This is a genomic window from Methylibium petroleiphilum PM1, from assembly GCF_000015725.1.
GTDB lineage: Bacteria > Pseudomonadota > Gammaproteobacteria > Burkholderiales > Burkholderiaceae_C > Methylibium > Methylibium petroleiphilum.
The window spans coordinates 3,216,987-3,240,397 of the sequence record NC_008825.1 but is presented as its reverse complement, the minus strand read 5'-3'; the positions used below and the strand labels follow the sequence as shown (position 1 = coordinate 3,240,397).

The window sequence follows — 23,411 nt, the reverse complement described above, 5'->3', positions numbered from 1 at the left end:
GTCAGGCCACCGTGCGGCTTTCGCCGGCACCGTAGAGATTGTTGGTGCAGCGGCCGCAGATCGTCGGGTGGGCCGGGTCGGCGCCGACGTCGTCGCGGTAGTGCCAGCAGCGTTCGCACTTGGCGGCGCTGCTCGGCGTGACCGCGACCGTCAGCGCGTCGGCCGCCGCCGCGGTGGCGGCCGAGGTGATGAACACGAACTTCAGGTCCTCGCCCAGTGACTGCAGCAGCGCCAGGTCGTCGGCCGGCGCGCCGACCGCCACCGTGGCCTGCAGCGAGGCGCCCACCGCGCCGGCGGTGCGGACGGCCTCGATCTCCTTGTTGACGGCATCGCGGATCTCGCGCACGCGGGCCCACTTGTCCAGGCGCGCGGCATCGGGGGGCGCGAAGGGGGTATAGGTCTGCGTGAAGATCGACGGCGACACGCCCGGCGCGAAGATCGGCCAGGCCTCCTCGGCGGTGAAGCTCAGGAACGGCGCCATCCAGCGCAGCATCGCGCCGGTGATGCGGTGCAGCGCGGTCTGCGCGCTGCGCCGCGCCAGCGATTTCGGGGCGGTGGTGTAGAGCCGGTCCTTCAGCACGTCGAGGTAGAACGCACCGAGGTCTTCGCTGCAGTAGACCTGCAGTTTCGCGACCACCGGGTGGAATTCGTAGACCTCGTAGTGCGCCAGGATCTCGGCCTGCAGCTGCGCCGCGCGGTCGATCGCGTAGCGGTCGATCTCCAGCAACTGCTCGTCCGGCACCGCGTCGGTCGCCGGGTCGAAGTCGCTGGTGTTGGCGAGCAGGAAGCGCAGCGTGTTGCGGATGCGCCGGTAGGCGTCGACCACGCGTGCGAGGATCTTGTCGTCGATGTTCAGGTCGCCCGAGTAGTCGGTGCTGGCGACCCACAGCCGGATGATCTCGGCACCCAGCTTCTCGCTCACCGACTGCGGCACCACGGTGTTGCCGAGCGATTTGCTCATCTTGCGGCCCTGGCCGTCGGTCGCGAAACCGTGCGTCAGCAGGCCGCGGTAGGGCGCACGGCCCTCGATCGCGCAGGCGATCAGCAGCGAGCTGTGGAACCAGCCGCGGTGCTGGTCGTGGCCCTCGAGGTAGAGGTCGGCCTCGGGCCCGCCGTCGTCGCGGCCGGCGCCGGCATGGCTGCCGCGCAGCACGTGGAAGAAGGTCGAGCCGGAGTCGAACCACACATCGAGGATGTCGGTGCTCTTGGCGTAATCGCCGGCTGCCTCGCCCAGCCACTCGCGCGGGTCGAGCCGCGACCAGGCCTCCACGCCGCCCTGCGCCACCAGCGCGGCGGCGCGGTCCATCAGCGCCAGCGTGTCGGGGTGCAGCTCGCCGCTCACCTTGTGCAGGAAGAAAGGCAGCGGCACGCCCCAGTTGCGCTGGCGGCTGATGCACCAGTCGGGCCGGTTGGCGATCATGTCGCGCAGTCGGGCGCGGCCGTTCTCGGGGTAGAAGGCGGTGGCGTCGATCGCCGCCAGCGCGGTCTGGCGCAGCGTCTTCGGCGCCTTGTCGACGGTGAACACGCCCTCGCCCTCGTCCATGCGCACGAACCACTGCGCCGCGGCGCGGTAGATCACCGGCGTCTTGTGGCGCCAGCAGTGCGGGTAGCTGTGCTCGAGCTTTGCGGTCGCCATCAGCCGGCCGGCATCCTGCAGCGCCTGCACGATCAGCGGGTTGGCCTTCCAGATGAACTGGCCGCCGAACAGCGGCAGCTCGGCCGCGTACACGCCATTGCCCTGCACGGGGTTCAGGATCTCGTCGTGCTTCATCCCGTGCGCGATGCAGGAGTTGAAGTCCTCCACGCCGTAGGCCGGCGCCGAGTGGACGATGCCGGTGCCGTCCTCGGCGGTGGCGTAGTCGGCCAGGTAGACCGGGCTGCGGCGCGCGTAGCCCGGGTGCACGTGGGCCAGCGGATGGTGGAACTCCAGGCCCTCGAGCGCCTGGCCGGCGGTCGTGGCGAGCACCGTGCCGGCCAGGCCGTAGCGCGCCAGGCACTTCTCCACCAGCGCATTGGCCAGCAGCAGCAGGCCGCGCTCGGTGTCGACCAGCGCGTACTCGAGCTCGGGGTTGAGGTTCAGCGCCTGGTTGGCGGGAAGGGTCCATGGCGTCGTGGTCCAGATCACCGCGAACGCGTCCTTGGCCAGCGCCGGCAGGCCGAAGGCGGCGGCGAGCTTCTGCGGCTCGGCGGCCAGGAAGGCCACGTCCACCGTCGGCGAGGACTTGTTCTCGTACTCGATCTCGAACTCGGCCAGCGAGCTGCCGCAGTCGAAGCACCAGTACACCGGCTTCAGGCCGCGGTAGACGAAGCCGCGCTCCATCACGCGCTTCAACGCGCGGATCTCGCCGGCCTCGTTGCCGAAGTCCATCGTGCGGTAGGGCTGGTCCCAGGCGCCGAGCACGCCCAGGCGCTTGAAGTCGGCCCGCTGCTGCTCGATCTGCTCGGTGGCATAGGCACGGCTCTTCGCCTGCACCTCGTCGCGCCCCAGGCCGCGGCCGTGCAGCTTCTCGATCTGGTTCTCGATCGGCAGGCCGTGGCAGTCCCAGCCCGGCACGTAGAGCGCGTCGTAGCCGGCCAGCTGACGCGCCTTGACGATCATGTCCTTCAGCACCTTGTTCAGCGCGTGGCCGATGTGCAGCTGGCCGTTGGCGTAGGGCGGGCCGTCGTGCAGCACGAAGCGCGGCCGGCCGACGCGGGCGTCGCGCAGGCGCTGGTAGGTGCCCTGCTGCTCCCACTGCTTCACCCAGCCCGGTTCGCGCTTGGGCAGGTCGCCGCGCATCGGGAAGGGCGTGTCGGGCAGGTTCAGCGTGGCGCGGTAGTCGGTGGGCTGGTCGGTGCTCATGGCGTTCTCGGCGCGGCCGCGCGGGCGGCGCGCGGCGGGGACAGGGCAGGGGGTGCGTCGGCGCAGCGGGCGCCGGCGCCGCAGGGTCAGCGGCCCTGAATTCGATCGCGGGTGGTCTGGCGGCGCTCGGCCGCATGGGCCGCGTGCGGGCTGCTCGTCAGCCACTGGCGCGCCTGGCTCACGTCCTGCGCGATCGCGGCGGTCAGCGCAGCGAGCCCGTCGTAGCGGGCTTCGTCGCGTAGCTTGTGCAGCAGTTCCACGCGGACGAGTTTACCGTAGCCCCCCTCGGCGCCCAGGTGCGCAGGCCAGTCCAGGCAGTGCACTTCGAGGAGCACCCGGCCGCTGTCGTCCACCGTGGGGCGGGCCCCCAAGCTGGCCACACCGTCGAGCGGCTCGGCGGTCAGGCCGTGGGTGCGCACGACGTAGATGCCGTGCGCGGCCGGCTTGGGGTGGGGGAAACGCAGGTTCAGCGTGCGGAAGCCGTCGCCGCCGTCCGGGCCGGCGCCGAGCTCGCGGCCCAGCTTGCGGCCGTGGGTGACGTGGCCGCTGATGCTGTAGGGCCGCCCCAGCAGGCGGGTGACCAGCGCCATGTCGCCGGCGCCCAGCGCCTCGCGCACCGCCGAGCTGCTGACGCGCAGGCCGTGCACCTCGTAGCTCATCATCCGCGCCACGTCGAAGCCCTGGCGTTCGCCGGCGGCGTCGAGCATCGCGTAGTCGCCGGCCCGCTTCGCGCCGAAGCAGAAGTCGTCGCCCACCAGCACGTAGCGCGCCTTCACGCCGCGCAGCAGCACGTCGTCGATGAAGGCCTGCGGCGACTGGTCGGCGAAGGTCTGGTCGAAGCGCAGCACGACGACGCGCTGCACGCCGCAGCGCGCCAGTTCGCCGAGCTTGTCGCGCAGCGTGGCGATGCGCGCCGGCGCCTTGGCCGGGGTGCCGGCACGCGCGGCGAAGAAGTCGCGCGGATGGGGCTCGAAGGTCAGCACGGTGCTGAGCAGGTCGCGGTGCTCGGCCTCGCTCTTGAGCAGCGCCAGCATCGCCTGGTGGCCGCGGTGCACGCCATCGAAGTTGCCGACCGTGACGGCCGACGCGCCGCCATCGGCCAGCAGGATGTGGTGCAGACCTCGGAACACTTGCATCGGCGGATTATCGCGACAGCGCGCGCAGGACCCTGTCGCCTCGGGAGCAGACGCAAAAAGGCCCGCTCGAGGCGGGCCTTCCTGAACCGGCCCGGCGCAAGGCCGGCCGGAACCGTTGTCATCAACGGTTCGAGATGTACATCGTGATCTCGAAGCCGTAACGCAGGTCGGTCGCTTGGGGCTTTTGCCATTGCATGTCGAATCTCCTTCACTCGGGTGGCACAGGGCCGGTTTGGCGGCTGCGGAGTGAACGGTTTCCCGTCAACTCATGGCTCATGATGCCCACGTGAGCGGCCGTCGGGCAGGGTCCCGGCCATGATTCGCGCCTCATGATTTTCTGGAATCGGCGCCGCGCCGGCGGGTGGCCGGCCGATACCATGCGGCGCATGAGTCTGCGCTTGAAGATCCACCTGATCGTCGGTGTGCTGGTGGCGCTGTGCCTGGTGGCCGTCATGGCGCTGCAGGTCAAGAGCGCGCGCGACGCGATCCGGGAGGAGATCGAGGCCGCCAACCGCGTGGCCGCGCAGTTGCTGCAGCGCACGCTGTGGCTGCAGGCGGCGCGCGGCACGCCGGCGATGATCGGCTACCTGCAGGGGGTGGGCCGCGTGCGGGCGAACGACATCACGCTGCTCGACGGCAAGGGCGAACTGGTCTACCAGTCGCCGCCGTCGCCCTACAAGTCGGGCCGAGATGCGCCCGACTGGTTCGTCGATTTCATGGCGCCGCCGCTGGAGCCGCAGAAGATGGATTTCCCCGACGGCACGCTGGTGGTGCGGGCCGACCCCTCGCGCGCGGCGCTCGATGCCTGGGACCAGTTCGCGGTGCTGGGGTTGGCCGCGCTGGGCGTGTTGGCGGTTCTCAACCTGGTGGTGTTCTGGGTGGTCGGCCGCACGGTCGAGCCGTTCGGGCAGATCGTCGCGGCGCTCAACCGCATCGAGGCCGGGCAGCTCGACGTCACGCTGCCGCGCCTGCCGGGCACCGAGGCGGCTGCCATCGGCGCCGCCTTCAACCGCATGGTGGTGGGCGTCAGCGAGCGCATCGAGGCCGAGCGCCGGGCCGCGCAGGCCGAGCACGAGCTGTCCGACCGCCGCGACCTGGCACGCTGGATCGACCGCCACCTGGAGCAGGAACGCCGCCTGATCGCTCGTGAGCTGCACGACGAACTGGGCCAGTCGGTGACCGGCATGCGCAGCCTGGCGCTGTCGGTGGCGCAGCGTGTCGCCATCGCCGACCCCGAGGCCGCGCGCGCCGCGCAGGTGATCGCCGACGAAAGCTCGCGCCTCTACGATGCGATGCACGGCCTGATCCCGCGGCTGGCGCCGCTGGTGCTCGACGTCTTCGGGCTGGCCGATGCGCTGCGCGACCTGGTCGAGCGCACCCGGGTCAGCCAGCCGCAGGCCAGCGTCGAACTGCACATCGACCTGGGCGACGTGCAGCTGGGCAGCGAAGCGACGCTGGCGCTGTACCGTGCGGCCCAGGAGGGGTTGACCAACGCGCTGCGCCACGGCCAGGCCAGGCAGCTGAGCGTCAGCCTGCATGCCGAGTCCGAAGGCGCCGAGCTGCAGGTCGACGACGACGGCCAGGGCCTTGCGCCCGACTGGCGCGAGAAGGCGCGGCAGGACGGCGGCCACTACGGCCTGCGCTGGCTGGCCGAGCGCGTGGAGGCGCTGGGCGGTGTGCTGCGCATCGACAACCGCAGCCCGCGCGGTGTCGCCCTGCGGGTGTGGTTGCCGTTCACCGCGGCGGAGCCGGCGTGAAGCGCGCGTCGGCCGGCGCCGGTAGCGCTCCGCGATGGCACACGGCGGCCGCTTCACTGCGTGCCACGTGGGGGACAACGATAGGAGGCCGTCAGCAGCCGGCTGCGTTAGGCTGTCCCAGCGGCCGGGCCCTCGCGGGCCGGGCTGTCCTGCCGATCTTCTCTTTGCTGCGTCCTGCCTGAACATGATCCGCGTGATGCTGGTCGACGACCATGCGCTGGTGCGCATGGGCTTTCGCATGCTGCTGGCCAATGCCGACATCGAGGTGGTGGCCGAGGCCGAGACCGGCGAGGAAGCCTGTCTGGCGGTGCCCAAGGCGCGACCCGACGTGGTGGTGATGGACCTGTCGATGCCCGGCATGGGCGGGCTGGAAGCGGTGCGGCGGCTGCTGGCCCAGGACCCGAAGCTCAAGCTGCTGGTGCTGTCGGCCCACGAGGACACCGCACATCCGCAGCGCGTGCTGCGCGCCGGCGCGCTGGGCTACTTGGCCAAGCGCAGCGCGCCCGAGGCGTTGATCGCTGCCGTGACGGCCGTCGCGCGTGGCGAGCGCTACGTGGACGCCCAGACCGCGCAGCGCCTGGCGGTGGCACAGATCGACGGCGAGACCAGCCCGGCCGACATGCTGAGCGAGCGCGAGTTCTCGGTCTTCATCCAGCTCGCGCGCGGCATGACGGTGGCGCAGATCGCCGAGACGCTGAAGCTCTCGCCCAGCACCGTCGGCACGCACCTGTACCACATCAAGCAGAAGCTCAACGCCAGCAACCAGAGCGAGATCACGCTGGTGGCGCTGCGCTGGGGACTGATCCAGGCTTGATGCCGGCCTGGCGCGGCGGCGCGGGGCCGCTACTTCTGCAGCAGCCGGGCCCGCTCGTCCGGGCCGACCCAGCGCCACTGGCCGACCGGGAGGTCGTCCAGGGCCAGCGCGCCGATGCGGCTGCGGTGCAGCGCCTCGCAGCGGTTGCCTACCGCCGCCAGCATGCGCTTGACCTGGTGGTACTTGCCTTCGGTCAGCGTGAGGCGCAGCGTGAATTCGCCGGTGCGTTCGGCCGCGGCCGCGCGCACCGGCTGGGGATCGTCGTCGAGCACCACGCCCTCGGTCAGGCGGGCGATCTGCTCGTCGGCCAGCGCATGCTTGGCCGTGATCTCGTAGACCTTGGGCACGTGGTGCTTGGGTGATGTGAGCCGGTGGATGAGCGTGCCGTCGTCGGTGAGCAGCAACGCGCCGGTGGTGTCTTCGTCGAGCCTTCCGACCGGCTGCAGACCGCGCACGCGCAGCGGCGTCGGCAGCAGCGAGAGCACGCCGGGATGGTGGCGCGGTTTCTGCGAGCACTCGTAGTGGGTGGGCTTGTGCAGCAGCACCAGCGCCTTGTCGTGGAAGGGCCAGGCCCGGCCCTGCACGCTGAACACCAGGTCCTCGGTCGGCAGCTCCTCGTCGGGGTCGTCGACCACGCGCCCGGCCACCTCGACGGCGCCTGCGTGGATGAGCCCGGCGCAGTCGCGCCGGGTGCCGAAACCCTGGGAGAACAACACCTGCGAGATGCGCATCCGGCAGTGTAGCGAGCGGCTCCATACGCTCACCGGGACTGTGCAGCGCCGCAGCGGCCGGCTGCGGTGATGCCCTGCGTCCCGCACAGGCCGGGGCCTGCGGGCTATCCTGGGCCGAGCGTCCTCGAGCGGACGACGTGTGCCCAGGAGCTTTGCCATGCATGCAGCCCAATGCTTGAGGTCCCTCTTTGCCGCGGCCGCGGTGCTGGTCGCGATGGCCGTGCAGGCGGCGTCGGTCGCGCCGGTGGCGGCCGAGAACGGCATGGTGGTCACCGCGCACCGGCTGGCGACGCAGGTCGGGGTCGACGTGCTGCAGCGCGGCGGCAACGCGGTCGATGCCGCGGTGGCGGTCGGCTACGCGCTGGCGGTGGTCTACCCGGCGGCCGGCAACCTGGGCGGCGGCGGCTTCATGACGCTGCAGTTCGCCGATGGCCGCAGGACCTTTCTCGACTTCCGCGAGAAGGCGCCGCTCGCGGCCACGGCCGACATGTACCTCGGCGCCGATGGCCAGCCGGTCAAGGGTCTCAGCACGCGCGGCCATCTGGCCGTCGGCGTGCCCGGCACGGTGTCCGGGCTCGAGTTCGCGCGCGTGAAGTACGGCACGATGCAACGTGCGGCTCTCGTGGCACCCGCGCTGCGACTGGCGCGTCGCGGCTTCGTGCTGGAGCCGGGCGACATCGCCATGCTCGCTACCGCGACCGACGACTTCCGCAAGGACCCGGCCTCGGCCGCGATCTTCCTGCGCGAGGGAGCGCCGTGGTCCGCCGGCCAGCGGCTGGTGCAGAAGGACCTGGCGCGCACGCTGCAGCGCATCGCCCGCCACGGCAGCCGCGGCTTCTACCAGGGTCCGGTAGGTGAGGCGCTGGTGGCGTCGAGCCGGGCCGGTGGCGGCCTGATCACGCAGACCGATCTGGACCGGTACGCGACCCGCGAGCTCGCGCCGGTGGAGTGTGACTACCGCGGCTACCGGATCGTCTCGGCGCCGCCCCCGAGCGCCGGCGGCGTGATCCTGTGCGAGCTCCTCAACATCCTGGAGGGCTATCCGCTGCAGGAGCTGGGCTATGGCGCGGCGCAGGGCGTGCACTACCAGATCGAGGCGATGCGCCACGCCTACGTCGACCGCAACAGCTACCTGGGCGACCCCGACTTCGTGCACAACCCGCTGGAGCGCCTGCTCGACAAGGATTACGCGGCGCGCATCCGGGCCGCCATCGACCCGGCGCGGGCCGGCGTGTCGCAGGACCTGCGACCCGGCGTCGCGCCGCACGAGGGCAGCAACACCACCCACTACTCCATCATCGACCGCGAGGGCAATGCGGCCTCGGTGACCTACACGCTCAACGACTGGTTCGGCGCCCGCGTCGCCGCGGCCGGCACCGGCGTGCTGCTCAACAACGAGATGGACGACTTCACCATCAAGCTCGGCGCCGCGAACATGTACGGTCTGGTGCAGGGCGAAACCAACGCGATCGCCCCCGGCAAGCGTCCACTCAGCTCGATGAGCCCGACCATCGTGTCGCGCGACGGCAAGCCGGTGCTGGTGCTGGGCACGCCCGGCGGCAGCCGCATCATCACCGTGACGGCGCTGGTGCTGCTGAACCTGATCGACTACGGCATGACGGTGCAGGAGGCGGTCGATGCCCCGCGCTTCCACCAGCAGTGGCAGCCGGAGGCGACGAACCTCGAGCCGTTCGCGCTGAGCCCCGACACGCGGCAGATCCTGCTCGGCATGGGGCACCGATTCGGCGCCCCGCAACCGGCCAACCATCTGGCAGCCATCCTGGTCGGCGCGCCCTCGCTGGGCGGCAAGCCGGTCGGCAGCAACCGCTACTACGGCGCCAACGACCCGCGGCGCAACACCGGTCTGGCGGCCGGCTACTGAGCACCCCCAGGGCCGGTCTGCGCCCAGCCCGCCCCCCCGCGGGGGTCAAGGAAACTTGGGGCGGCCCGACGTTTCCTTGAGAACAGCCACGTCGCGCATCGCCGGTGCGCGATCAGTAGCGCCGCTGCAGCAGCAGCGTGTCGTTCTCGCGCTTCATCTGGAAGCGCGTCAGGAAGCTGTTGCCGAGCAGGATGAAGGGCATCGGCTGGGGCTGCACCACCGCCGCCACGTTGTGCACCTCGACGTCACCGACCCGCACCGTGTTCAGCGAGATGCGGTAGCCCACGGTGTTGCCGTTGGCGGTGCGCAGGCCGATGCGCTCGCCGTTCTTGTAGGCCAGGCCCAGGCGCTCGGCCTCGTCCTGCCCCATCGAAATCATGGTCGCGCCGGTGTCCACCAGGAACAGCACGCCACGGCCGTTGATCTGGCCCTGGGCCTGGAAGTGGCCGTTGGCGTCGCTGCTGAGGGTGATCTGGGTGCCGCTGCCGGCGCTGGCCGCGCCGCCCAGGTTCACCGCCGCTTCGCCGAGGCGCAGCGTCTGCCGCCGGCCGTCGATCTCGACCACCGCCTGCGCCTCGTTCACGCTGAGCAACTTGACGCCCTGCACGGTGCTGCCCACCGCCACCGCGCGTGGCGCATCGCCGTCGATCACCAGCAGCGCGCGGCTGCCCATGCTGCCGCTCAGGGCCACGCGACGTGAGGGCTGCTGCGCCGCCGCCCCGGCCGCGGCGAGGATCAGCACGGCCGACAGCAGTGCGGCGCGCATCCCTCGGCCGGCTCAGTCGCGGAAGTTGTTGAACGACAGCGGCACGTCGGCCACGTCCTTGCGGATCAGCGCCATCGCCGCCTGCAGGTCGTCGCGCTTGGCGCCGGTGACGCGCACCGCGTCGCCCTGGATCGCGGCCTGCACCTTCATCTTGCTGGCCTTGATCAGTTGCTGGATCTTCTTCGCCGTCTCGCTGTCGATGCCTTCCTTGACCTTGAGCACCTGCTTGACCTTGTCGCCGCCGATCTTCTCGATCTTGGCGCTGCTGTCGAGGAAGCGCGCGTCGACGCTGCGCTTGGTGAGCTTGAGCGTGAGGATGTCCATCACCTGCGAGAGCTGGAAGTCGCTGTCGGCGTAGAGCGTGATGTCCTTGTCCTTGAGCTCCACGCGCGCCGACGAGCCCTTGAAATCGAAGCGCGTGCCGATCTCCTTGCTGCTCTGGTCGACCGCGTTGCGCACCTCGACGAGGTTGGGTTCTAGCACGGTATCGAAGCTGGGCATGATGAAGGGCTTCCTGAGACGGAGATCAGCGAAAATTCTGCCATGCCGGACCTGCCCGCCGTCGAAACCAATGTCAGCCTGAGGCCGTACAACAGCTTCGGCCTGCCCGCGCTGGCCCAGCGGCTGGTGCGCGTGCACGCACCCGAGGACGTGCAGCGCCTGCTGGCCGACCCCGATCTGGCCGCGATGCCGAAATTCGTGCTGGGCGGCGGCAGCAACATCGTGCTCACCCGCGACCTGCGTGCGCTGGTGCTCAAGGTGGAGATCGCCGGGCGTCGCGTGCTCGCGCGCCGGGACGATGCGGTCATCGTCGAGGCGGGCGCCGGTGAGAACTGGCACGCGTTCGTCGCCTGGACGCTGGAGCAGGGCCTGCCCGGGCTGGAGAACCTGGCGCTGATCCCCGGCAGCGTGGGCGCCGCGCCGGTGCAGAACATCGGCGCCTACGGTGTGGAGTTGAAGGACCGCTTCGACTCGCTCGACGCCATCGACCTGCAGACCGGCGCCGCGCTCACGCTGGACGCCGCGGCCTGCCGCTTCGGCTACCGCGACAGCGTGTTCAAGCAGGCGCTCGCCGGCCGCTGCCTGATCACCCGCGTGCGACTGCGCCTGCCGCAGCCACCGACCGCGGTGCTGGGCTACCTGGACCTGGAGCGCAGGATGGCCGACACCGGCATCAGCCACCCGACGCCGCGCCAGGTGTACGACTGGGTCTGCGAGATCCGCCGCGCCAAGCTGCCCGACCCGGCGGTGATCGGCAACGCCGGCAGCTTCTTCAAGAACCCGGTGGTCACGCCGGAGCAGTGCCGCGACATCATCGCGCGCGACCCGGCCATCGTGCATTACCCCATGGCCGACGGCAGTTTCAAGCTCGCGGCAGGATGGCTGATCGACGCCTGCGGCTGGAAGGGCAAGTCGATCGGCCAGGCCGGCGTCTACGAGAAGCAGGCGCTGGTGCTGGTGAACCGCGGACAGGCCATCGGCGGCGAGATCGTGACGCTGGCGCAGGCCATCCAGGAGAGTGTCTACGGCCGCTTCGGCATCCGGCTCGAACCGGAGCCGGTGGTGGTGTAGCCGCTGGGCAAGGGTCCGGCCATCGAGGAGACGGCGATGACGCAATGGCGCAGCAAGGGGGCCGACGAGGTCTACGCTCCCGAGGAGATCGAGGCCCGGCTGAAGGCCGAACTGCCGCACTGGACCTACGAGGATGGCTGGATCCGGCGCAAGTACAGGACCAGCGGCTGGAAGGCCACGCTGATGGTCGTCAACACCGTCGGGCATCTCGCCGAGGCGGCCTGGCACCACCCGGACCTGGCGGTCAGCTACGCCTTCGTGGTGGTGAAGCTGGTCAACCACGCCGCCAAGGGCGTGACCGAGAAGGACTTCGCGCTGGCGAAGAAGATCGAGGAGGTGGTCCAGTGGCAGCCGGCGAAGGAGGCGGGCGCGGTGCTCGAGGGCACGCCCAACGACGACGCCCGCTTCAAGTACCTGAAGTACGACGACCCGGCGTGAGCGGCGGCTGCCGCGCGACCGCGGGCCTGGCAAGCCACTCGAATGCGGGAGGCCGCGCCACGCAAGTTCATGCGCGCAGGCCGCGGGCTTGGGCACACTCGCTCGGCATCGCCTCGAGGAGTGCCCCGCCATGCCCGTCCGTGTTCCCGCCCTCGCCCTGTCGCTCGCCGTCGCGCTGGCGGGCTGTGCCTCGTCTCGTCCTGCCGAACCGGGCGGGTCCGCTGCGGCGCAGGGCAATGCCACGGTGAGCCGGATCACCTATTTCGCGGCATGGGTCGACCCACCGGTGGCCGCCGCCGCCGTGCCAACCGCGGTGCCCAAGCCGGCCCCGGCCGCCAAGGCGAAGCCGCCGGCGAGCGGCAAGCGCGACAAGCGCGCGTCGGCGTCTGCGCCGGCAGCCCGATCCGAGGCACCGGCCGCGCCGGCGGCCACTGTCGACGCCGGCCCCAAGGCGCCGCCGCAGCCCCGCTATGAATACACCGTCGAACTCGACGGTGGCGGGACACAGACCGTGGTGGGACAACGTGACCTCGGCCTCCGCGTGAACGACCGCGTGCTGGTGCAGGGCGACAGCCTGGCAGCGTTGCCAAACTGAGCCGGCGCCACGCCGGCTTCGGCGCTCAGGGGCGGCGGGTCGCGTGCTCCCGACGCGCCTGGACCAGCCGCCAGGCCAGCGGCAGCCGTTCCTGCAGCCGCGCCAGCCGCTCGGTGGCCGGCGGGTGCGTGGCGGCGACCGGCCGCCGGCCGTCGTCCTCGGCCACCTCGTTCTGCATGAACTCGAGCTGCCGGGCCGGCGCGAAACCGGCCAGCGCGGCCAGCAGCAGGCCCAGTTCGTCGGCCTCGAACTCGCCCTGCTGCAGAACCGGCTCCAGCGACTTCAGCAGGCCGAAGTTGTGCTCGAGCTCGACATACATGTCGGGCACGCTGCGCTCCACCTGGCGCGGCAGCAGCAGGCGTCCGGCGGTCAGCATCTGGCGTTCGTGTTCGAGGATGCTGTGCGCCATCTCGTGCGCCAGCACGAAGGCCAGCGCCTCGTCGGACAGGCCGCGATCCTCGATCAGCGTCTCGGACACGACCACCTGGCCGTCGGGCAGCGCGAAGGCACCGGTGTCGTCGTGGTGCAGCACCGTCAGCGACCACGGCAGCACGGCGGCGCGCGGGGTCTGCCGGCGCGCTTCGGCGACCAGCCGGTCGAAGATGCGCTGCAGGCGCTCGCAGTGCTGTACGCAACCGAGCCGGTCGCGTGCTGCGGCGCTGGCCACGGTCTGCTGCAGCGTCTCGGTGCCGATGCGCCCGACCTCGCCGGCGGTCCAGTTGAGCGAGGTCGGTTCGTAGGCGAGTTCCAGCGCCGGGGCGCCGGCGCAAGCCGCAGTCAGCGCGAGGGTCAGGACACGGCGGCACCCAGCGTTCATTGCAAGCCTCCTGGGCGGAGACTACGCCTTGTGACGTGGGTGTGAAAGCCCCTTCGCGCCGTTCAGACCGGAGCCGGCTGGGCTGCCGCCGGGCCCCGGGCCGGCTCAGGACGGGTCGTCGTTCTGCAGGCGCGCCAGCGCCGCGCCGCTGCCCAGCGACAGCAGCCCGCTCTTCGCGTAGATGCCGAGCTTGGCGCGGGTGTCGACGATGTCGAGGTTGCGCATCGTCAGCTGGCCGATGCGGTCGGCCGGCGAGAACGGGGCATCCTCCACCTTCTCCATCGACAGCCGCTCGGGCTGGTAGGTGAGGTTGGGGGAGCGCGTGTCGAGGATCGAGTAGTCGTTGCCGCGGCGCAGCTCGAGCGCGACCTCGCCAGTCACGGCGCGCGCCACCCAGCGCTGCGCGGTCTCGCGCAGCATGATGGCCTGCGGGTCGAACCAGCGGCCCTGGTAGAGCAGGCGGCCGAGCTTGCGGCCGTTGTCACGGTACTGCTCGATCGTGTCTTCATTGTGGATGCCCGTCACGAGGCGCTCGTAGGCGATGTGCAGCAGCGCCAGACCCGGGGCCTCGTAGATGCCGCGGCTCTTGGCCTCGATGATGCGGTTCTCGATCTGGTCGCTCATGCCCAGCCCGTGGCGGCCCCCGATGCGGTTGGCCTCCAGCAGCAGCGCCACCGGGTCGGCGAACTCGATGCCGTTCAGCGCGACCGGCCGGCCCTCTTCGAAGCGCACGGTCACCTCCTCGCGCTTCACCTCGACCTCGTCGCGCCAGAACGCCACGCCCATGATCGGGTTGACGATGCGGATGCCGCTGCTCAGGTGCTCCAGATCCTTGGCCTCGTGCGTGGCGCCGAGCAGGTTGGAGTCGGTCGAGTAGGCCTTCTCGGCGCTCATCTTGTAGCCGAAGCCGGCCTGCGTCATGAAGGCCGACATCTCGGCACGGCCGCCGAGCTCGTCGATGAAGGTCTGGTCGAGCCAGGGCTTGTAGATCTTCAGCGCCGGGTTGGTGAGCAGGCCGTAGCGGTAGAAGCGCTCGATGTCGTTGCCCTTGAAGGTGCTGCCGTCGCCCCAGATGTGGACGTCGTCCTCCTTCATGGCCGCGACCAGCATCGTGCCGGTGACCGCGCGCCCGATCGGCGTGGTGTTGAAGTAGGTCACCCCGGCGGTCGAGATGTGGAAGGCACCGGCCTGCAGCGCGGCCAGGCCTTCGGCGACCAGCTGCGCCCGGCAGTCGATCAGGCGTGCCTTCTCGGCGCCGTACTGCATCGCCTTGCGCGGGATCTCGTCGTAGTCGGGCTCGTCGGGCTGGCCGAGGTGGGCCGTGTAGGCGTAGGGCAGGGCGCCTTTGAGCTTCATCCAGTGCAGCGCGGCGCTGGTGTCCAGTCCGCCGGAGAATGCGATGCCGACCTTCTGGCCGGTGGGAAGGTGCTGGAGGATGGTTGCCATGGTGGGGAACAGTGCTGCGGGTTCGGGCTCGCCGGGGCGCGGGCGGGGAGGGCGCGCGGGTGAGGTCAAATCGGCGAAGCCGAGATTTTAGGCGCGCCCCCGAACCGCCCCCGACCGAGAAAGCCCGCGATGCCTGGAGACACCCTGCCCCCCCACGCCGTCGAAGCGGCCGACCGCGCTGCATGGCGCCGCTGGCTGAGCCGGCATCAGGGCCAGGCCAACGGCGTGTGGCTGGTGATGGCCCGCAAGGGCAGCGACCACGAGGCGCCGACGCTGGACGAGGCGATCGACGAGGCGCTGTGCTTCGGCTGGATCGACAGCAAGCAGGGCCGGCTCGACGAGCGCCGCTCGCTGCTGTGGTTCGCGCCGCGCAAGCCCAAGAGTGCCTGGTCCGGTCCGCACCAGCGCCGTGCCGAGGCGCTGGAGGCCGCCGGCCTGATGCAGCCGGCCGGGCAGGCCAAGGTCGACGAGGCGCGGCGCAGCGGCCTCTGGCACAAGCCGCCGGCCTGATGCGCGACCTGCGTGCTCCCGGCCGGCCACCGAGCCCGTCCGCGCCATGATCGTCGTCGACCGCCCGAACGCCCTGCGGCTGTTCTTCGCGCTGCGCGGGTCGATCCTGCCGCGCATCTTCTGGAGCCTGGCCACCTGCACCGTGCTCGCGACTGCCGTCGCATTCAGCCACGGCATGCTGTTCCAGTGGAAGGTGACGCTGACCCCGGTGCCGTTCTCGCTGATCGGACTGGCGCTGGCGATCTTCCTCGGTTTCCGCAACACCGCGGCCTACGACCGCTATTGGGAGGCCCGCCGGCTCTGGGGTGATGTGGTGCACCGTTCGCGCAGCCTCGCGCGCGAGGTGCAGACGCTGTTCCAGACCCCCGCGGCGCCCGACCCGGCCGACGACGCGCGGGCCGTGCTGGTGCGGCGGACCATCGGTTTCGCCCACGCCCTGCGCCACCAGCTGCGCGACAGCGATGCCGGCCCCGACATCGAGCGCCTGCTCGGCGCGGACGAGGCCCGCGCCTTCCGGGCCGCGAGCCTGGGCACCGAGCACCTGCTGCGCGGCGTGGGGCGCGGCCTCGGCGAGGCGCTGCGCGCCGGGCAGGTGGATGCCCGCATCGCCGCCGAGATCGACACCCACGTCTCGGGGCTGGCCGCCGCGGCCGCCGGCTGCGAGCGCATCGCGAGCACGCCGATCCCGTTCGCCTACACGCTGCTGCTGCACCGCACTGCCTACGTCTACTGCTTCCTGCTGCCGTTCGGTCTGGTCGATCTCATCGGCTACCTGACGCCTTTCGTGGTGCTCGTCGTCGCCTACACCTTCTTCGGCCTCGACGCCGTGGGCGACGAGATCAAGGACCCGTTCGGCCTGAAGCCCAACCACCTGCCGCTCGAGGCGATCTGCCGCACCATCGAGATCAACCTGCTGGAGGCGCTGGGCGAGACGGACCTGCCGCCGCCGCTGGCGCCGCTGGCCGGTGTGCTGCGCTGACGCGGCTCAGCCGCGGCCGGCCGGGTCGCGCACCACGGTCACGCTGCAGTCCGACTCCGCCACCACCTGGGCCGACACGCTGCCGAGGTAGCGACGCAGCGGCGAGGCGCTGCGGGCGCCCATGATGATGTGGTCCACCTCGTTGCGGCGCGCGAACTCGACGATCGCGTTCGCCGCATCGGGCGCCTCGAGCACGTGGAATGTCACGCGGCCACTGCGATCGAGGCCGTCGAGACCCAGCGCCTGCTGCAGCGGCCGGGCCCAGTGCTTCAGTGCGACCAGCTGCTTGACGTGCAGGCTGCTGCCTTCGGCGTCCACGAGTTCGTCCATGCCGATGCGGGTGGTCTTCATCACGCCCACGCAGGCCAGTCGTGCACCGGCCTCGGCCTGCAGGAAATGCTGCACGGTGTCGCGCAGCGTCTCCAGCAGCCCCGGCGTGCCGCCGACGTCGACCGCCGCCATCAGGATCGCGTGCCGCGGCAGGTCGGCGCTGGCGCCGCCGCTGGCCTGCGGCTCCGACCCGACCGACGCGAACCAGCGACGCAGCGCCCGCAGGCGCCCGGAGCGCTCGCGCTTCTCGGCCCGGGCGGTCAGCGGCACCTGCTGCGGGTGCATCAGGTCGAAGGCCAGCTGGGCTGCGGTGTCGTGGCGCTGGTCGGCGCGCGGCTCGAGGCAGCGCAGCAGGATCTCCTGCAGCCACGGGGGACAGTCGGGGCGCAGCACGCGCGGCGGCACCGGCTCGCGGTAGAGCCGCTGGCGCAGGCCGGCGATGCTGGTCGGCTGGCCGAACGGGCGCTCGCCGGTCGTCAGGTGGTAGAGCATCACGCCGAGCGCGTAGAGGTCGCTGCGCGGCTCGTCGCGCACGAACTGGATCTGCTCCGGCGACATGTAGGGGCCGGTGCCCATCGGCAGCGTGAACTCCTCGTCCAGCAGGTCGGGCAGGTGGTCGTGGCGTGACAGGCCGAAGTCCACCAGCACCGCCTCGGCCTCGCTGCCGTCGGCCGCTCGGCGGAACAGGATGTTGCTCGGCTTCACGTCGAGATGGATCACGTGCTGGCGGTGCAGGTCGTGCAGCGCGGTGGCGACCTTGGCGCCGATGGTCACCACCTCGTCGATCGGCAGCGGCGCGCGGTCCAGCCGTGGGCGCAGCGACTCGCCCGGCAGTTGTTCCATCACCAGGTAGGGCTGCGCGGTGAAATCGCCCTGCGCCACGTAGCGCGGCACGTGCGGCCCCTGCAGACGCGGCAGGATCATCTGCTCGACCTCGAAGCCGACGATGGTGGCCGGGTCCTCGCCGCCCTTGATGCGCGGCAGCTTCATCAGCATCGGCTGCGCGTGGTCCGGGTGGGTGACGCGCCACAGGTTGGCCATGCCGCCCTGGTGCAGGTGCTCCTCGAGCCGGAAGCCGTCGACCACGGCGCCCGGCTGCAGCGGCACGGGACCGGCGCTGCCGCTCATCGACCCTCGATCAGCCGATCGGCCAGGCGATCCGGCAGGCCGGCCTCGCGCACCTTCGCGGCCGCCGTCTCGTGGTCGTAGGGCACGCGGTGGAAGCACAGGCTGCGCGTGTCGGTGTCGAAGAGCGCCCAGCAGGCTGCCGGATCGCCGTCGCGCGGCTGGCCCACCGAACCCGGCAGCACCAGCCACTGCCGGTGCGCCGGCACCGGGATCTCGACATCGGGCACCGGCACGAAATCACCGGACTTGCCGGTGCCGGCCAGGTGGTAGAGCCGCGGTTCGTGCACGTGGCCGATGAACACGTGGCGCGCTGCAGTGGCCTGCAGGCAGCGCACGGCGTCGTGCCGGCTGGTCACGTACTCCCAGCCGGCCGGAGCCCAGGTGTTGGCGTGGGCGAAGCCGCAGCCGTCCCGCTCGACGGTGAACGGCAGGGCGTCGAGGAAGGCGAGCTGATCGGCGTCGAGCCGCGCCCGGGTCCAGGCGATGACACGGCGCGCGTCGTCGACCATCGTCGGTCGCGGCCCCTGCGCGGCGGACTCGTCGTGGTTGCCCTTGAGCACGATGGCGCCATTGCGGGCCAGCGCGCGCACCCGGTCGACGACCCAGGCCGGGTCGGCGCCGTAGCCGACCAGGTCACCGAGGATCGCGTAGTCGGTCGCCCCGCAGGATGCGGCCGCGCCCAGGCAGGCCTCGAAGGCTTCGCGGTTGGCGTGCAGGTCGGTCAGCAGCGCGAGCTTCATGGCAGTGCACCGTCGGGCGACGCCGCAGCCTGCCGGCTCAGCCGATGCGGCCGAGCAACAGGTACTCCATCAGGGCCTTCTGCACGTGCATGCGGTTCTCGGCCTCGTCCCAGACCACAGACTGCGTGCCATCGATCACCTCGGCCTCGACCTCCTCGCCGCGATGGGCCGGCAGGCAGTGCATGAACAGCGCATCCGGGCGCGCCGCGGCCATCATCTCGCGGTCCACGCACCAATCGGCGAAGGCCTGCTTGCGGGCCTCGTTCTCGGCTTCGTAGCCCATGCTGGTCCACACGTCGGTGGTCACCAGGTGGGCGCCACGGCAGGCATCCATCGGGTCGGCGAAGACCTTGTAGCAGTGGGTGCCCGAGATGCCGGCCACGACCGGGTCGATCTCGTAGCCGCCGGGTGTGCTGACGTGCACCGTGAAGCCCAGGATCTCGGCGGCCTGCAGCCAGGTGTGCGCCATGTTGTTGCCGTCGCCGACCCAGGCCACGACCATGCCGCGCAGGCAGTCGGCCGCCTTCGCGCCGCCGTCCTGCGTACCGCGGTGCTCGATGTAGGTGAACAGGTCGGCCAGGATCTGGCAGGGGTGGAATTCGTTGGTCAGGCCGTTGATCACCGGCACCCGCGAATGCGCGGCGAAGCGCTCGAGCTTGGCCTGCTCGAAGGTGCGGATCATCACCAGGTCGACCATGCGGCTGATGACGCGTGCGCTGTCCTCCACCGGCTCTGCGCGGCCGAGCTGGCTGTCGCCGGTGGTCAGGTGCACCACCGAGCCGCCCATCTGGTACATGCCGGCCTCGAAGCTCACGCGTGTGCGGGTGCTGGCCTTCTCGAAGATCATCGCCAGCGTGCGGTCGAACAGCGGCGTGTACTTCTCGTAGTTCTTGAAGCGGCGCTTGATGATCGCGGCGCGCTCGAACAGGTAGGCGTACTCCTCGGCGCGGAGGTCCTTGAACTGCAGGTAGTGCTTCATGAGGCTGGAGCCGGGTTTCATGGCGCTCGGTCGGGCGGAGGTCGAGGGGCGGTGCACGGCTCAGGCGGCCGGCTTCGGCGGCTCGGCGAGGAAGCGGCGGATCAGCGGGCACAGGATCGCCACGACCCGATCGGCCTCGGCTGCGCTGAGGATCAGCGGCGGCACCAGCCGGATCACGCGGTCGGCGGTCACGCTGAGCAGCAGGCCGGCCTCGGCGGCGCGGCCGAGCAGCTCGCCGCACGGGCGCGCCAGCTCGATGCCGATCATCAGGCCCTGGCCGCGGATCTCGGTGACGCCGTTCGGCCCGCTCAGGTCGGCCAGTTCGCGCGCCAGTCCGGCGCGCAGCCGTTCACCCACTGTCGCGGCGTTCTCCAGCAGGCGGTCCTGCTCCATCACGGCAAGCGTCTCGATGCCGGCGCGCATCGCCAGCGGGTTGCCGCCGAAGGTGGTGCCATGGTTGCCCGGGCCGAGCACGCCGGCCGCGCGCGGGCCGCACACCACCGCGCCGACCGGCACGCCCGAGCCCAGGCCCTTGGCCAGCGGCATCACGTCGGGGTGGATGCCGGCCCACTGGTGGGCGAACCACTTGCCGGTGCGCCCGATGCCACACTGCACTTCGTCCAGCATCAGCAGCCAGTCGTGCTCGTCGCATAGGCGGCGCAGGGCCTGAAGGTAGGGTACGGTCGCCGGGTTGATGCCGCCCTCGCCCTGGATCACTTCCAGGAAGACCGCCACCACGTTCGGCCGCGTCTGGGCGACTTCCTCGATCGCCGCCACGTCGTTCAGCGGCACCCGCACGAAGCCCTCCACCAGCGGCCCGAAGCCGGCCTGCACCTTGGGGTTGCCGGTGGCCGACAGCGTGGCGATCGAGCGGCCGTGGAAGGCCTTCTCGTAGACGATGATCTCCGGGCGGTCGATGCCCTTGTCGTGACCGAACTTGCGCGCGATCTTCAGCGCGGCCTCGTTGGCCTCCAGGCCGGTGCTGCAGAAGAAGGCATTGGTCAGCCCGCTCAGCTCGCACAGCCTGGCGGCCAGCTGCTCCTGCATCGGCGCCTGATAGTAGTTGGAGCAGTGGATCAGCTTGCCGATCTGGTCGGTCAGCGCCGGCACCAGCTTCGGGTGGGCGTGGCCCAGGGTGTTGACGGCGATCCCGCCCAGCGCGTCGAGGTACTCGCGGCCTTCGGTGTCCCACACGCGGCAGCCCTGGCCATGCGACAGCGCGAACGGCAGGCGGCCGTAGGTGTTCATCACGTGGGGAGACGGCGGCGGCTTCGGGGCTTCGGGCGCGTTCATGAGCGGCTTCCTTGAATGAAAAAGGCGCAGTCCATCACGGATGCTGCGCCTGCGAGATTCTACGGATGCCCGACGACAACGCAGCGACGCCGTGCGTCTCGCTGGCTCGCACCGATTTGCCGATTGCACCTGCTGCACTGCAGCACAATAGCGTCGTCCCTGGCCGCTCCCAGCGGTGTCCCGTCTGCGCCTGTCCGTGCCCACACCCGAACGCTCCAAACCGAGAGAAGTCTTCATCCAGGGCCTGACCCTGGACGGGCGCAGCTTCCGCCCCAGCGACTGGGCCGAGCGGCTGGCCGGCGCGATGTCCAGCTTCCGTCCCGGCGGCGCGCAGAAGGGCCGCGCGGCCTACATCGGCTACTCGCCCTATTGCGTACCCAACGTGATCAACGGCGTCAAGTGCGTGGTCGTCAACGAGGCGCTGCGCGAGCTGGAGCCGATGGCCTGGGACTTCGTCATGAACTTCGCGCGCGACAACCAGCTGCAGGTGGTCGACGCCTGCCTGCTGCCGGATGTGCCGCCGGCCCCCGACCGTTGAAGACCCATGAAAAAGGGCTCCTTGCGGAGCCCCTCTCGTTTCCCACCCGGATGCGGTTTCAGGCCGCCAGCGCCTTGATCTTGGCCGACAGGCGGCTCTTGTAGCGAGCGGCCTTGTTCTTGTGGAACAGACCCTTGTCGGCGATCGAATCGATCACCTTCTGGGCCGACTTGAAGGTTTCACCGGCCTTGGCCTTGTCGCCGGTGGCCACGGCCTTGAGCACGCCCTTGATGGCGGTGCGGAACTTCGAGCGCAGCGAGGTGTTGGCGGCGTTCAGGCGGACGTCCTGACGCACGCGCTTGCGGCCCGACGCGATGCGGACCGATTTCTTGACTTTGGAAGAGGTGGCCATTGTGTGACGGGGTTCCGGGGGGAAAGCCTGCGAGTATATCACCGGCCCCGAGGTCGTCCATGGGGCCGAGGGCCGGCGTGAACCCACGTTAGTAGGCACTTCTATACTCGCGCACCTGCCTTGCCCGGCTGCCCCGCTCTCGACCCGCGATCGGCCAACCCATCCCCTCCATGAACCTGCTGCGCGCCGCGTCGACCGTCTCCCTGCTGACGCTGGCGTCGCGCATCACCGGGCTGGTGCGCGAACAGATGGTGGCGGCGGCGTTCGGCGCGAGCGTGATGACGGACGCCTTCAACGTCGCCTTCCGCATCCCCAATCTGCTGCGCCGGCTGTTCGCAGAAGGTGCGTTCTCGCAGGCCTTCGTGCCCTTGCTGGCCGAGAGTCGCGCGCGCGACGGCGACGAGGCGACGCACGCGCTGATCGATGCCGTCGCCACGGTGCTGCTGTGGGCGCTGCTCGTGACCTGCGTGCTGGGTGTCGTCGGCGCGCCGGTCCTGGTGTGGCTGATGGCGCAGGGTCTGCAGAAGAGCGGCGGCTTCGACGTCGCGGTCGCCATGACACGCTTCATGTTCCCCTACATCGGCTTCATGTCGCTGGTCGCGCTGTCGGCCGGCATCCTGAACACCTGGAAGCGCTTTGCGGTGCCGGCGGCCACACCGGTGCTGCTGAACCTGTCGTTCATCGCCGCCGCCTGGTGGGGTGTGCCGCACTTCAAGGCCTGGGGCATCGAGCCGATCTACGCGCTCGCGCTGGGCGTCATGGTCGGCGGCATGCTGCAGCTCGCCGTGCAGCTGCCGGCCTTGAAGCGCATCGGCGCGCTGCCGAGCTTCGGCCTGTCGGTGGCGCGCCTGCGCCGTGCCTGGCACCACCCCGGCGTGCACCGCGTGCTGAAGCAGATGGCGCCAGCGGTCCTGGGCGTGTCGGTGGCGCAGATCTCGCTGCTGATCAACACCCAGATCGCCACGCAGATCGGCGCTGGCGCGGTGTCGTGGCTGACCTATGCCGACCGGTTGATGGAGTTCCCGACTGCGCTGCTGGGTGTGGCGCTCGGGGTGGTGCTACTGCCCCAGCTGTCGGCCACGCAGGCCGAAGGCGGCAGCGAGCGCTACGCCGCGCTGCTGGACTGGGGCCTGCGCCTGGTCGTGCTGCTGGCGCTGCCCTGTGCGGTGGCGCTGATCGTGTTTCCCGAGGCGCTGGTGTCGGTGCTCTACCACCGTGGGGCGTTCAGCGCCTTCGACGTGCACCAGACCGTCACCGCGCTGCGCGGCTACGGCGCCGGTCTGCTGGGGCTGGTGGCGTTGAAGGTGCTGGCGCCAGGCTTCTACGCCAAGCAGGACATCCGCACGCCGGTCAAGGTGGCGATCGTGGTGCTGGTGCTCACCCAGTTGCTGAACCTGCTGTTCGTGCCGCGGCTCGGCCATGCTGGCCTGGCGCTGTCGATCGGTTGCGGCGCGCTCGTCAATGCCCTCTGGCTGCTGATCGGTCTGTACCGGCGCGGGAGCTGGCGGCCGGCGCCGGGCTGGCTGGCGTTCGGCAGCAAGGTGCTGGTCGCGAGCCTGCTGATGGGGGCCGGGCTGACCTGGGCGGCCCAGACCTTCGACTGGGTGGCGCTCGGCGCGCGCGAGCTGCAGCGTGCCGGCACGCTGGCTGCCGTGCTGCTGGCGGCGGCGGTGCTGTACTTCGGCACGCTGCTGGCGCTGGGCGTGCGGGTGCGGCACTTCGCGCGCCGCGGCTGAGGCCGTCCCGGTAGGACGCCGCCTACAGGG

23 protein-coding genes are annotated in these 23,411 nt (G+C 70.8%); 10 read left to right on the top strand and 13 right to left on the bottom strand.

From position 1 onward, the window contains the following. Position 1 precedes the first annotated feature (1 nt). The 3 genes from ileS to pqqA all read right to left on the bottom strand — a co-directional run bounded on the left by ileS (position 2) and on the right by pqqA (position 4,174). The gene (ileS, locus tag MPE_RS15370; RefSeq protein WP_011830622.1) at positions 2 to 2,842 is read right to left on the bottom strand and encodes an isoleucine--tRNA ligase; all 2,841 of its coding nucleotides are present in this window, start codon (positions 2,840 to 2,842) and stop codon (positions 2 to 4) included. A gap of 86 nt (positions 2,843 to 2,928) precedes the next feature. Beyond that, positions 2,929 to 3,978, bottom strand: a complete 1,050-nt coding sequence (locus MPE_RS15365) for a bifunctional riboflavin kinase/FAD synthetase (protein ID WP_011830621.1) — start codon at positions 3,976 to 3,978, stop codon at positions 2,929 to 2,931. A 121-nt stretch (positions 3,979 to 4,099) separates the two neighbouring features. Next, positions 4,100 to 4,174 (bottom strand): pyrroloquinoline quinone precursor peptide PqqA, encoded by a 75-nt coding sequence (pqqA, locus tag MPE_RS23380; RefSeq protein WP_081771315.1) that lies wholly within the window; start codon positions 4,172 to 4,174, stop codon positions 4,100 to 4,102. Between the two features lie 190 nt (positions 4,175 to 4,364). Between pqqA and MPE_RS15360 the strand changes: the two genes are divergently transcribed. Both MPE_RS15360 and MPE_RS15355 read left to right on the top strand, forming a co-directional pair. Continuing rightward, the gene (locus MPE_RS15360; RefSeq protein ID WP_041930221.1) at positions 4,365 to 5,735 is read left to right on the top strand and encodes an ATP-binding protein; all 1,371 of its coding nucleotides are present in this window, start codon (positions 4,365 to 4,367) and stop codon (positions 5,733 to 5,735) included. A gap of 184 nt (positions 5,736 to 5,919) precedes the next feature. Next, positions 5,920 to 6,549: a response regulator gene (locus tag MPE_RS15355; RefSeq protein ID WP_011830619.1), complete on the top strand. Its 630-nt coding sequence runs from the start codon at positions 5,920 to 5,922 to the stop codon at positions 6,547 to 6,549. A gap of 29 nt (positions 6,550 to 6,578) precedes the next feature. On the opposite strand, the gene MPE_RS15350 is transcribed toward MPE_RS15355, so the two are convergent. After that, positions 6,579 to 7,280, bottom strand: a complete 702-nt coding sequence (locus MPE_RS15350; protein WP_011830618.1) for a pseudouridine synthase — start codon at positions 7,278 to 7,280, stop codon at positions 6,579 to 6,581. A gap of 214 nt (positions 7,281 to 7,494) precedes the next feature. Between MPE_RS15350 and ggt the strand changes: the two genes are divergently transcribed. Further along, positions 7,495 to 9,162 (top strand): gamma-glutamyltransferase, encoded by a 1,668-nt coding sequence (ggt, locus tag MPE_RS15345; RefSeq protein ID WP_237706419.1) that lies wholly within the window; start codon positions 7,495 to 7,497, stop codon positions 9,160 to 9,162. Between the two features lie 112 nt (positions 9,163 to 9,274). Here the strand turns inward: ggt and MPE_RS15340 are convergent, their stop codons facing one another. Both MPE_RS15340 and MPE_RS15335 read right to left on the bottom strand, forming a co-directional pair. Next, positions 9,275 to 9,928 (bottom strand): retropepsin-like aspartic protease family protein, encoded by a 654-nt coding sequence (locus MPE_RS15340; RefSeq protein ID WP_011830616.1) that lies wholly within the window; start codon positions 9,926 to 9,928, stop codon positions 9,275 to 9,277. 12 nt (positions 9,929 to 9,940) lie between these two features. Next, on the bottom strand, positions 9,941 to 10,429 hold the full coding sequence (locus tag MPE_RS15335) for a YajQ family cyclic di-GMP-binding protein (protein ID WP_011830615.1): 489 nt from the start codon (positions 10,427 to 10,429) through the stop codon (positions 9,941 to 9,943). 42 nt (positions 10,430 to 10,471) lie between these two features. Here MPE_RS15335 and murB point away from each other — a divergent pair, with 42 nt between their 5' ends. The 3 genes from murB to MPE_RS15320 all read left to right on the top strand — a co-directional run bounded on the left by murB (position 10,472) and on the right by MPE_RS15320 (position 12,533). Next, positions 10,472 to 11,500, top strand: a complete 1,029-nt coding sequence (gene murB, locus MPE_RS15330; protein ID WP_011830614.1) for a UDP-N-acetylmuramate dehydrogenase — start codon at positions 10,472 to 10,474, stop codon at positions 11,498 to 11,500. 36 nt (positions 11,501 to 11,536) lie between these two features. Continuing rightward, positions 11,537 to 11,938 carry a 4a-hydroxytetrahydrobiopterin dehydratase gene (locus MPE_RS15325; protein ID WP_036230038.1) on the top strand — a complete coding sequence of 134 codons (402 nt, stop codon included), beginning with the start codon at positions 11,537 to 11,539 and terminating at the stop codon, positions 11,936 to 11,938. 130 nt (positions 11,939 to 12,068) lie between these two features. Then, complete coding sequence (locus tag MPE_RS15320) at positions 12,069 to 12,533, top strand: hypothetical protein (RefSeq protein ID WP_011830613.1); 465 nt, start codon at positions 12,069 to 12,071, stop codon at positions 12,531 to 12,533. A gap of 25 nt (positions 12,534 to 12,558) precedes the next feature. Here the strand turns inward: MPE_RS15320 and MPE_RS15315 are convergent, their stop codons facing one another. Both MPE_RS15315 and argG read right to left on the bottom strand, forming a co-directional pair. Then, positions 12,559 to 13,350, bottom strand: coding sequence for a M48 family metalloprotease (locus MPE_RS15315; RefSeq protein WP_011830612.1), 792 nt, complete (start codon positions 13,348 to 13,350; stop codon positions 12,559 to 12,561). Positions 13,351 to 13,455: 105 nt separating this feature from the next. Further along, positions 13,456 to 14,796 (bottom strand): argininosuccinate synthase, encoded by a 1,341-nt coding sequence (argG, locus tag MPE_RS15310; protein WP_011830611.1) that lies wholly within the window; start codon positions 14,794 to 14,796, stop codon positions 13,456 to 13,458. Positions 14,797 to 14,925: 129 nt separating this feature from the next. Here argG and MPE_RS15305 point away from each other — a divergent pair, with 129 nt between their 5' ends. Continuing rightward, positions 14,926 to 15,306 (top strand): YdeI/OmpD-associated family protein, encoded by a 381-nt coding sequence (locus MPE_RS15305; protein WP_011830610.1) that lies wholly within the window; start codon positions 14,926 to 14,928, stop codon positions 15,304 to 15,306. A gap of 46 nt (positions 15,307 to 15,352) precedes the next feature. Next, entirely contained in the window at positions 15,353 to 16,285 is a 933-nt protein-coding gene (locus MPE_RS15300; RefSeq protein WP_011830609.1) for a bestrophin family protein, read from the top strand. Between the two features lie 6 nt (positions 16,286 to 16,291). On the opposite strand, the gene MPE_RS15295 is transcribed toward MPE_RS15300, so the two are convergent. From MPE_RS15295 to MPE_RS15280, 4 genes are read right to left on the bottom strand one after another with little or no spacing between them, the layout of a single operon-like run. Beyond that, positions 16,292 to 17,743, bottom strand: coding sequence for a serine/threonine protein kinase (locus tag MPE_RS15295; protein ID WP_011830608.1), 1,452 nt, complete (start codon positions 17,741 to 17,743; stop codon positions 16,292 to 16,294). Then, the gene (locus tag MPE_RS15290; RefSeq protein WP_011830607.1) at positions 17,740 to 18,483 is read right to left on the bottom strand and encodes a metallophosphoesterase family protein; all 744 of its coding nucleotides are present in this window, start codon (positions 18,481 to 18,483) and stop codon (positions 17,740 to 17,742) included. Before MPE_RS15290 ends, MPE_RS15295 begins: the two co-directional genes overlap by 4 nt. A 37-nt stretch (positions 18,484 to 18,520) precedes the next feature. Beyond that, the gene (gene argF / locus MPE_RS15285; protein ID WP_011830606.1) at positions 18,521 to 19,483 is read right to left on the bottom strand and encodes an ornithine carbamoyltransferase; all 963 of its coding nucleotides are present in this window, start codon (positions 19,481 to 19,483) and stop codon (positions 18,521 to 18,523) included. Positions 19,484 to 19,522: 39 nt separating this feature from the next. Beyond that, positions 19,523 to 20,755, bottom strand: coding sequence for an aspartate aminotransferase family protein (locus MPE_RS15280; protein ID WP_011830605.1), 1,233 nt, complete (start codon positions 20,753 to 20,755; stop codon positions 19,523 to 19,525). A 196-nt stretch (positions 20,756 to 20,951) separates the two neighbouring features. Here MPE_RS15280 and MPE_RS15275 point away from each other — a divergent pair, with 196 nt between their 5' ends. After that, positions 20,952 to 21,293: a DUF3579 domain-containing protein gene (locus tag MPE_RS15275; RefSeq protein ID WP_041930219.1), complete on the top strand. Its 342-nt coding sequence runs from the start codon at positions 20,952 to 20,954 to the stop codon at positions 21,291 to 21,293. A gap of 58 nt (positions 21,294 to 21,351) precedes the next feature. Here MPE_RS15275 and rpsT read toward each other — a convergent pair whose 3' ends face one another. Further along, complete coding sequence (gene rpsT / locus MPE_RS15270) at positions 21,352 to 21,645, bottom strand: 30S ribosomal protein S20 (RefSeq protein ID WP_011830603.1); 294 nt, start codon at positions 21,643 to 21,645, stop codon at positions 21,352 to 21,354. Between the two features lie 170 nt (positions 21,646 to 21,815). On the opposite strand from rpsT, the gene murJ reads away from it, so the two are divergent. After that, a complete protein-coding gene (gene murJ / locus MPE_RS15265) occupies positions 21,816 to 23,381 on the top strand; it encodes a murein biosynthesis integral membrane protein MurJ (protein ID WP_011830602.1) in 1,566 nt (521 codons plus the stop codon). Positions 23,382 to 23,411 lie beyond the last annotated feature (30 nt).